The organism is Methylobacterium sp. 001424705 (assembly GCF_059816145.1).
The window spans coordinates 1-540 of record NZ_JCBANU010000095.1 but is presented as its reverse complement, the minus strand read 5'-3'; the positions used below and the strand labels follow the sequence as shown (position 1 = coordinate 540).

The 540-nt window shown below is 65.6% G+C and carries 1 pseudogene; it reads left to right on the top strand.

Annotated features, from left to right (window positions below):
* Positions 1-523 (top strand): annotated as a pseudogene (locus tag AC6EUL_RS22910) (IS630 family transposase); the annotation flags it as partial.
* Positions 524-540 lie beyond the last annotated feature (17 nt).

Genomic DNA, 540 nt, shown 5'->3' with positions numbered 1-540 from the left:
GATCCTGAGCGCCTGATCTTCATCGATGAGACGGGTCTCTCCACCCGCATGGCGCGCCTGCGCGGTCGCTGTGCTCGCGGTCAGCGCCTGCACTCGGGCATCCCGCATGGCCACTGGCTCACGACGACGTTCGTTGCGGGCTTGCGCCTGTCGGGGATGAGCGCGCCCGTGGTGCTCGACGGACCGATGACGCGGGAGTGGTTCTTAGGCTGACGTCGAGCAGGTGCTCGCCCCAACCCTCAGGCCCGGCGATACCGTCATCCTCGACAACCTCCCCGCCCACAAGGGCACAGCGATCCAGGCCGCCATCGAGGCCAGCGGCGCACAGCTTCGCTTCCTGCCGCCGTACTCGCCCGACTTTAATCCGATTGAGATGGCCTTCGCCAAACTCAAGGCGCTGCTGCGCAAAGCGGCCGAGCGCACGGTCGATCGGCTCTGGACTGTCGTCGGCGATCTGCTCGACGCCTTCACACCAACCGAGTGCGCAAACTACTTCGCTGCCGCCGGCTACGATCCGGAGTAAGTGGAAAACGCTCTAGA